Source organism: Rhizobium sp. Root483D2, from assembly GCF_001426685.1.
GTDB lineage: Bacteria > Pseudomonadota > Alphaproteobacteria > Rhizobiales > Rhizobiaceae > Pararhizobium > Pararhizobium qamdonense.
On sequence record NZ_LMFB01000009.1, the window covers coordinates 154,041 to 163,885 of the forward strand.

Below are 9,845 nucleotides of genomic sequence, written 5' to 3' on the forward strand. Positions count from 1 at the left end.
GTGCCTCACGCCGCCTGGACATATTTGGGAATGGTAATCTGCGTCTTGTTCGACAGGACCGGCGGGTGCGTCACGATCTGGCCATCGGCCAGATAGTAGACCATCTCGACCTGATAGGATTTGGGCGCGGCGGCATCCACCTGGAGCCGGAACTCCTGCGGCGTCGCATCGATGAAGCTGAAGGTCTTTTGCACGTCCTGCCCACGGGCCGGATCGGAATAGCCGATATTGACCTCCACCACCGGCGTCTGCATGAAATCGATCATGCGCGGCACGAAGGAGGCGACGACCTCCGGCACAAGGAGCTTCGGCACGGTAACCTTGGTGTCCGGCGAGGTTTCCTCGGCCCGTTCCACCACCTGCCCGTTGGCGCAGTTATAGGTATACTTGACCTTGAAATCTTTCTTGGCCGGATTGCTCAGCGGCACCGACCAGGTCTGGATATCCTTCGAGGTCAGCGCGAAGGTCTCGCTTTCATTGATGCCATTGGCCGGATCCTCATAATGCAGTCCGACCTCGACCACCGGCGTCACGCCAAAATCCAGCATGAACGGCGATACATCGACCACCAGTTCCGGCGGCTCCTTCACGGCAACCTGCACGGTGCTGTCACCGTCGCCGTTCAGCCAGCCACTTTCTTCGCTGGAGCCATCCTTGAACGTCGTGACGACCTGGTATTCGAACTTGCGCGGACCGCCATTGGCGACGTAGACGGCAAACTGCTTGAACTCTTCCAGCGTCTTCAGCTGATAGAAAGCTTCGGCCATGACGCCATTGCGGACATCGGCATAGCGTACCGTGACGACCGACTGCACGACCTGCGCCCAGCTCCTGCCGCTCGGCACCAGCAGAACATCGAGACGGTTTTCCGAGCGCGGCTCGTTGACGAGCGCGGTATCGGCCGAAGTCTCCATCCACTCGCCGGCGATCGTCTGGCCGTTCTTCAGAAAAAACGTGGAGCGATAACGGACCGGCTTGCTGCGCGGCTTGAAGATCCAGTGCGAGAACCGTTGTTCGGCCGCCGCCGCATCCAGCTTCATCATGGTGCCGATCTTGGGAACACCGTGTGTGCTATCCTCATACTCGACCTCGAGCTGTACGCTCTTGGTGACCGTGTCGAAGCTGATATCGCCGACCTTGAAGGAGACATCGATCTTGCCGGGCGGTGTGACGCTGAGGCTAAGGCGGTTGCTTGCCTTCGCCTCCCAGGTGCTCCAGTCGCTCGGCTCGTGGCCGCGATAGCCGATGCGCCAGCGGCAACGATATTCGCGCTTCGCCCCGATCAGGCTCGGATCCCAGGCGAATTCCTTCTTGTCCTTCGTGAAAATGAAGGTCGTCGCCTTGTTCACCGGCTGGCCGTTCTCATCGGTGCCGCGATAGTCGATCTCGACTTCGACGAAGTCGATCGGGTCCTTGTCCCAGTCGATACCGAAAACCCATGCTTTGAGATCGAGCGTCTGGAAGAAGGGATCGTCCAGATCGATCTTGCGCACATATTGACGGATCTCCTGCGGCGACAGGCCGTGCAGGAATGCCTGCAGCGTGCCTTGCGGATTGATCTCCTGCTTGCGCGTGCTCGCCATCGTTTCTTTATGGGTAAACGTCTGGAAATCCATGCTCATCTCGGTCTTCAGATAGAAGACGTCGCTTTCGCGATTGACGAACTCACGCGTCGGATCGTCTGCCGCCGGCACTGGCGGCGGCTTCTTGTCGGCCAGCCGCTTGGTCAGCGCATCCTGCACGGATTTCATGGCGTCCGACCGCATCTGGTTGACCAGATCCTCCGGCACATCCGGCCAGCCAACGTCGATTTTCACATCGACGAGGCCCGAGGAGACAGCCATTTCCATGTTCTGTTCGGAATGGGACACCGTGTCCTCGTCGCAGCCGCCATCGTCAAAATCGTGAAAGATGCCCTTCACGGCGGCGTAAACACTGCGCGTATTGGCCGATGCGACGACGCTGACCGGGGGAACACGCGCCACAAACTTCAGATTGTAGGTGATCTGGATCGGCGTCAGATCGGTGACGCCGGTGCCATCGGGATCGACCAGCGTCTGCACCATGAAGGAGGCGCCGGCCGGGGTGAGGTCGAGATTGGCAGAGGCGACATTGGTGCCGACCAGGGAGGTCTTGCCTTCGGCGAGCCGGTTGGAGACCAGGTGCTCGCTTTGCGGTGCCGAGACCTTGAACGTGCCCTCCACCCAGGTCGGGCTCGCCAGCACCACTTTCGGCGGCTGGTCGCCGGGAGGTGCTTCCGGCGCATCGGCTCCAAGGCCGAGCAGCACGTCATCGACACCAAGCGAAACCGAGGTGCTGAGGCGCGGCAGGTTGTGGCTGCTGTTGATCCGGTAGCCCTGCACGCTCTTTCCGGACTGATCGGCAAGGCGCTTCAGCTCGTGCCACATCTGATCGACATCTTTCTGGAGCTGCTGCTTGATGACCTCTTCATGCGCGGGATCAACGCGCATTTCGACGTCAAGCACCATGTAGCCGCCACCGCGCGGCAGGTCGGGATTTTCTTCCCGGTCCTGATCGCCGAAGGAATAGGCGATCAGCAGGAACACCGGCTTGCCCGCGTCGTCCTTGCGGATGGTGACGTAATTGGGGACCAGATAGAATTTCCAAAACAGCGTGTCGTCCTGATAAACGGTGACGCGCTGTTCCTGGAAGGTGCGCCATTCGGGTAATTTCAGCATGCGCGTGTCCTCCTGGACAGGGTTGGCTTGAATGTCATGCGGACGGGCGGTAGGCCGGCACCACGATCCGCGGGATGGTATTGGCAGCCCACTCACCTTGCTTTTCGATTCCGTCGGTGAGGAAGTATGTGATCCGGCTGCGGAAGCCGGTGACGCGCGCGTCGCGTGTCGGTACGACCCAGGACGCCGTCGGCTCCGATATCGTCATCGTGAGCGAATGGCTGAGATCGACATCATTGTCCGGATCCTGATAGCGCAGATCCACGGCGACGATCGGTGTCGCGTTAAAATCGACGAGTGGCGCCAGGATCTGTACCTGCAACTGCCCAGCGCTGACGGCACGGTAGGCTGGCAGCACGATGACGGGATCGGTCTCATGCCGTTCGGCAAGCTGGACCGGATCGCGGCCAATCGGAAAATGCGTTACCCGGTAGCGAAAGGCGACGGGCGTGCCATTGGCGGCTTCGACATGCCAGGTTTGCGGCGCCTTGTCGCGGAAGACCAGCGTCTCGCTCGCTCCACCGGGCACGTCATGAATGATGGTCACCTCGGTCAACGGGCACTCGGCAAATTCCAGCGCGTCCGCCACCACCGTGACCATGATCCCCGATCGCTGGATGTGGATCGGCAGCACCGGATCGCCGGAATTGTCCTGCCAGCCCTGTTCAAGCAGATCGCCATTGGCAAAGGACGCGGTCCAGCGATAGCGGTAACCGCGCCGGGCCCGGTCGCGCAGGTAGACGCTCCAGGTGGCGAAAGCCCCCAGCGTCTTCAACGTGATGGTATCGCGGATCGAGACGGCGTTGGCGCGGTCCTCATATTCGAGATCCACCATGACCGCGACCACATCGGCCCAGCCATTGCCAGACGGCAGCAGACTGACGTCCAGCACCGCCTCGCTCGGCTGGTTGACGACGAGCTGGCGTCCCTGCACCGGGGCCCACTCGTTGTTCTCGATCACATCGCCGGAGTGAAGGTCGAACCGCACCTTCGCCATCACGGGATGCGTCTGCGTCGCGTCTATCCGTCTCCTGTAGATCATGGAAGGCTTTGTGATGTCGAGGATCGCGACCATCTCCTCGCGCGGCACGCCAGACGCGGCATCCTCGTATGCAAGGGTGACCTGGACGCTGCGCACCAGCGTCCCGTAGTCGATGGCGCCGGAGACAACTTCGATGTCCAGCATGCCCGGCGCCTCGATGGAGACCGGTACACGCGGCGAATGCGTCACCGTCCACTCGCTGAAAGCACCAGCGCGCCCGCCGGCCAGGATCGAGCGCTGGCGCCAGCGAAAATCCCGGATGCCACCGACGACCGCTGTACGCCAGGTCTGCGGCACCGTATCGCGAAAGCTGAGAACTGTGCCGGTCGCGTGCGGATTGCCCCGCTCGTCGATGGCCTCATAGGCTAGCTCGACCTCCACATGATCAAGTAGGTCAAGCTCCCCGAACACCTGGATGACGGTCTCGATCGTTGCAAAAAACGGGTCGTCGAGGCGCAGTTTGCGCACATGCCGCTTTCTGGCCGCAAGGTCTCCCGGCAGCAATGTCTGCATGGTTCCGCGCGGGTGGATCGTCCACGGCACCACGCTGCTCTGCTCCAGGTCGAGCGTGATCGACATCGTCTGCTGGTCGATCTGCTTGCGCACCAGCTTGCGGCGCCCAACCAAGCGGCGGCGTAGCGGTGGGATCACCGGCCGGCCATCGGCGGAACGTTGCGGCGTGGCTCCGGCATCATCGCCGCCCTCAAGGCTGAAGAAGCTGTGCTGAACCAGCTGCTTCACCAGATCGAAGGCATAGGCGCGCAGTTCGGCGATGACCTCCTCGGGCAACGATCCGGACCCTGTGTCGATCTGCACGGTGACCGCGCCGGACAGAGTCAGCGATTCCGTATCGACATCTGTGTTCGAATAATCATAGCCGGTACAAGCGGCAACGCTGCGGCCACGGAACTGCTCCTCGATATATTTGTACATGCGCTCTGCATTCACTTCGAGGTGAATACGGGCAGGTGGCAGCCGCGCCCAGAAGCGCAGGTCGTAAGCGATCTGGATCGGCGTTTCGTCCGCAGCAGCATCGTCCGCCAGAAGCGTCTGTTCCATGAAGGCGGCGCCTGCCGGCGTCAGATCCATGGAGAAGCTGGTAATATTGCCCGCCAGCAGCGACGGTTCTGATTCTGCCACGCGCGCTTCAATAAGCGCGGCACTTTGCGGCGCATCCATCGACACCACGCCCTCCGTCCAGGTGGGTGTTGCGAGCTCGATGGCGGGCGGCTCGCTGGTGCCGGCGACGCCCGGCCTTGCCTGTTCCTGCGGCGTGCCGTTGCGCAGCCGGTTCCATTCGGCCGCCACGCGCGGCTTCAATGTGTCCCGCACGGCTGCAAGCTCCGCCTCGGCTAGCTCGAAAGTCGTGTCGAACGACAGGTAGCCGCCGCCGGCGGGCAGATCGGGTTTCGCGGCGCGGTCCTCATCGGAGAGCGCATAGGATAACAGCAGAAACACCGGATCTCCGGCATCGTCTACGCGCAGACGCGGCGCATCCGCCACCGGATAGAAGCGGTAAAAGAGAGTGTCATCGGCGTAGATGGTGACCTTGCCGATGCGATCGATGGACGGAATCAGCAGCATGGCGGCATTCCTTCGATTGGGGTCATGCTCATGGATCGACCTCCGCACTTGGCAGGATCACGTTCAGGGCGGGGTCGCCCGCGCGTTGCCATTCACCGGTTACCAGCGGCAGCGTGGCGCCATCCGGCATGCGGGGTATGTGTTGCAAGCGGTATTCGTAGGTCAGGAGATCGAAGCGCGAGGCAGCCCAGCACCGCCACTCCGCACTCTCCCCGGCTTCGAGCGAAAACGATCGCTGCCGCCCCGTCGGGTCGCGCAGGGTGATTGCGACATAGGCAGCATTGGCTGCCGTGTCCGGCTCGAGCGAAACCAGGACGACGCCGGGTTCCAGCACATCGAGCATTTCCGGGCGCAGAAGAAGTGAACCTTCGGCAGCACCTTCGTAAATGACCACCTTGGGGCCTTCGCCCGCGTCTCGATGCGCCACGACCCGCGCGACAGGGGGTAAGGGCTGTGTCACCCAGGCAAGATTGGCTTCGGGCGCCTCGCGCATCAGGTCCGCCAGGCAGAGCACTTCGCCATCACCGGCAATGCTCACCTCGATGCGCGAGGCGCGTTCGAAGAGGCCGGGCATCGCGGAGATGGCCAACGTCTCGAACCCCGCATCTTCCGCGGTCCAGGCGACCGCGCTACCAACCTTTAACGCCTGCCGGCCCAGTGGCCGAGGCAGCGCCGGCACCGTCCCCGCGATCGGCGACAGCGTTGCGGCAATCGTCGCGGAGAGTGCAAAAGCGTCCGTTAACGCCGGATAGGTGACCGCAAAGCGATGGAAGGCCGGCGTTGGCGGATAGATGAAGCTACGCTGCTGCGGCACACCGCCCGGCCCGCTGGCCACCACATCGACCTGAACGCGCCGGACAAAACGCGCATCGAGCCCAACCGGGGCAATCAGCGTGACCGGTACGACCGAGAACGGAGCGATTGCTGAAAATGCCGGAAACATGGCCGCACGCGCGGCTGGATCCAGCGCGCTGATGAAACTGCGCAGGGACCAGCGCCCCTGCCAGGTCCGGACGCTGCGGCGATAGACGGAGAGGTCCCAGCTGCGGCGGCCCTCCACGGCAATATCGCCACGCCACTGATAGCGCGGGGTTTCCCAGGCATCGACGGCGGGTAAAGCGGCGAGAATATCACCCCGGATCGCCATTGCCAGAAGACGGCGGAGCGCCGACCCATCGGCCAGACGTTCTCCTTCCAGCCGCTCCAGCCGGAAGGGCGAGCCGTTTCCTGTGGGTGCCGAAAGCATGGCCGCCTCGATCTGTTCACCGGTGGCCCCCTCCCCCTCCAGCCGCAACAGCGATGCGATCTCGTGCAGGTCGGCGCTCACCAGTACCGGCATGGGCTCTTCCAGCCCCTCGTAAAGCGCCTCCACTTCAACCTCGATATCGCCGGCGTCCGAAGACAGCAGCGCATCGAGCATCTGGGCGGTACGCGCATCGAAGAGATGCTTCTCGACCATCAACGTGCGGCTGGACAGACGGGCCGGTTTCCAGGCATCAGGCAGGTCCACATCGGGGAACCCTGGAACATGGCTGCGCAGGCGCGCCCGTGCCGCAATGAAGCCGACGAGGCGGAGTACCCAGCCATCGGCGGCGGCCGCGCCCAAAAGTTCAGGGTCGAGCGTGGCAAGGTCGAGTTCGAGATGCATCAAACCACCGGAGGCATCGATGGCCGTGTCGCGAAAACGGCTCAACGCAAAACGTGGCGTGCCGTCGGCCTCACGCGCCGCAGTGAGGCCGCGCGGGAGCACATGCAGCACGCGCGGCTGCTCATGATCGGGAAAGCCCTCGCCCGGACGGATCGGCGCCAATTGGGGAAGATCAAAAAACATGATCACCTCACGCTCCCGCCGGAACGATCGCGACCGCGCCAGCACCCAGACCGTCTATCCACGGACCGGCTCGGCCGCAGATATCGGCTGATGCACCGTGAAGATTGGTGACGCGGTAACGATAGTGCTCGGATCGCGGCCGGTGCAGCAGCCAGTCGAGGATCGGCAGGCGCAGCGGCACGTCGTCGGTGAGCGTTGCGGCATCAAGGACAATTTGCGTGTCGCCCTCGAACTCGATCATCACCGCCGCAAGCGCCTCCGTGTCCCCAGGCATGACCTGGCCGAAATATATCGGATCGATTGAAAGGGAGAGCGTGAATGTCTGGCTGGAGAAGCCGCGATTGACCATGATCGAGGGCAACAGCAAAGGCATGTCGGGATTGACCGTCATGCGCAGGACGGGATTGAGATCCGTAAGGACAGTACCCGGGGGATCGAGCCGGTAATCGATGTCGGCCTGCGCGCCTGCTGCAATCTGCAAGCCGGGGCTGGCATCCGGAAAGGCCAGGCCGTCGCCGGCCGGGGTGGCAAGAAACTCGGCAATCGTCAGCGGGCTCTCGATGCGGTTGCGCACCGTGACGCGGACCCGGCCGGCGCCCACGGGACCGCGAAAGCTACGCTCGAGGAGGACACCGCTCGCCTCGTGCAGCGACAGGCGGATGGGGATGGAGGTGTTGGCAGCGCCCGGTAGCGAGGCCGTCACCAGCCCGTCGAGGCCGCCGCTCTGTAGCGCCGTGATCACCGCTGCCAGCGCCTCAGGTGTCAACTGTACCTCGTCGATGATCCCGTCATCGAGGCTGATCGTGGCTGCCGTCCGCTCGCTCTCAGTAAAGGCGGTACCGGCATCATCGGGCAGCCGCAGCCGCAGCGCCGCCTGCTCAGGGATCAGCGCCGAGAGCACGGCGCCTTCGCCCAGAAAACGTTTCAGCCTTGCCAGCACCGCGCGGTCCAGATAGGGCACGGCGCGATAGGCCAGATGGGCGCGATAGAGAATTTTATTCTCGTTCGCGTCCGCGGCCTCAACGACGTCGAAGAACGCGATGCTGACGGCTGGGAGGTATGGCGCCTCTTCACGGCGCGGTATGCGGAATTCCTGTGGCTCGTAATAGTAACGGCCGGGAAAGGCCGTATCCTGATAGTAGACAACGGGCGGGCGGCCTTCGCCTGCATCAAACTCCGCCCGCAACAGCACGCGCGTCATGCTCGGACGCAGATCGCCGGGCACATCGAACATGTAAGCGTTGACATCGACATCGAAGTTAAACGCGATGGCCTGAACGGCCTCGGCCTGGGTGCGGATGAGCGCCGGGCGGCCCATTTTGTCGATGAAAGCGCTTGTTGGCACCACACGCCGCGCGCCAACCCGCAGATCGCTGATGTCGAGCGCTTCGCTGAGATCGGGGCGGAACACCTGCGTCAGCATTTCACGCGAAGTGGCGGGCGTCAGATCAAGCGGCGCCACCTCCATCATTGCGGGCAAAGGCGCATCGAACCCGCGCATCAGCACGGCTGTATTCAGCGTATGCACGGTGCTGAGATGCGCCGCAGAAACGCCCTCAGAAACAGTGCTAAAGGGCTGCCGCAGGACGCGGCGCGCCAGATCTTCCCGGCGCCAATGCGGCTGGGGTCTGTCGCGTGCAGGGCGCACATGGCGCCATTCCGGCGGCTTGATCATCATCGTCAAAAGCACGCCGCGATCGAGAAACCGCACCTGATCCTGCACGCCGAAATCGCTCGGAATGATCTGCCGCCATGTGCGGCGGCCAACCGTGGCAAAGCAGCGCAACTCCAGCCGGCCTTTGGCTGCTGGATCGGTCATCGCCGACCAAAGCTGATCGAAATCAGCCTTGGTGTTGAGATCGAACACAAGCTGCGACGTCTCGCCATCCACGCGGTTGACGGCACCGAGCGGGATCGACAGCCAGCTCTCCGCAGGCGTGTCCGTGCCGTTCTCCACGGGAACCGAATATACGATCCTTGCCGAAACCTCGTGTGCGATCTCCTTGATCGGATGATCGGCGGTGAAGCCCGGCATGCGGCGCTGGAACCCCACAGTAAGGCGCGCAATAGGCCCGCCCGGCTCTGTGCTCGCCAGCCATTTGAGGCTGGCAGCATAGCGTCCGCCGGTTTCCTGGAGCGCATAGACCGGCAGCACGAAACTGAAACCGGCATCATTGGACGCCGGATAGGCTGTATCTGGGGACAATGTGCCATCCGGGCTCAGCGCAACAGCATCCTGTCCCCGCGCCCCGTCTCCCGAATCCGCAACGCTAAACTCTGCGGATCCGGGATCAGGCGCCCCAGCGTCAGTGATCTGAATATCGGTGATCGGACCGGTGCTGTCTGGATCGATGACGATGGGAAGCGGAAACACCACCGGCTTGCGCCGCCGCACCCCGTCCCGCAACGACCGGACCGACATGTCGCGGTTTATGACGTAAAGTTCGTCCGCCCTCGACATTGATCAAGTCTCCCATCGCCAATCGATGAGCAACCATGCGCCGAACTCGGCATGCGGAATGTGAGCTAGCTCACACAGGTTGAGAAAAATTAGCAAATCGCGATATTCGCTTGTCTGGAAGGCCTATCCTCTGGCAAGTTAGAGCCTCGTACGATCAATGAGGCGCATTCTGTTGCCTCAAATCGGCCGATCCACCAGAAGGATGGCGCAGGGCGATGCCGCTCCATC

At 62.8% G+C, this 9,845-nt stretch carries 4 protein-coding genes; all 4 read right to left on the bottom strand.

Annotated features, from left to right (window positions below; genetic code table 11):
* Positions 1-5: 5 nt before the first annotated feature.
* From ASD32_RS07335 to ASD32_RS07350, 4 genes are read right to left on the bottom strand one after another with little or no spacing between them, the layout of a single operon-like run.
* Positions 6-2,699: a hypothetical protein gene (locus ASD32_RS07335; protein ID WP_060637359.1), complete on the bottom strand. Its 2,694-nt coding sequence runs from the start codon at positions 2,697-2,699 to the stop codon at positions 6-8.
* A 34-nt stretch (positions 2,700-2,733) separates the two neighbouring features.
* On the bottom strand, positions 2,734-5,325 hold the full coding sequence (locus tag ASD32_RS07340; RefSeq protein ID WP_060637360.1) for a hypothetical protein: 2,592 nt from the start codon (positions 5,323-5,325) through the stop codon (positions 2,734-2,736).
* Positions 5,326-5,353: 28 nt separating this feature from the next.
* The gene (locus ASD32_RS07345) at positions 5,354-7,162 is read right to left on the bottom strand and encodes a hypothetical protein (protein WP_060637361.1); all 1,809 of its coding nucleotides are present in this window, start codon (positions 7,160-7,162) and stop codon (positions 5,354-5,356) included.
* A gap of 1 nt (position 7,163) precedes the next feature.
* Positions 7,164-9,617, bottom strand: coding sequence for a hypothetical protein (locus ASD32_RS07350; RefSeq protein WP_060637362.1), 2,454 nt, complete (start codon positions 9,615-9,617; stop codon positions 7,164-7,166).
* Positions 9,618-9,845 lie beyond the last annotated feature (228 nt).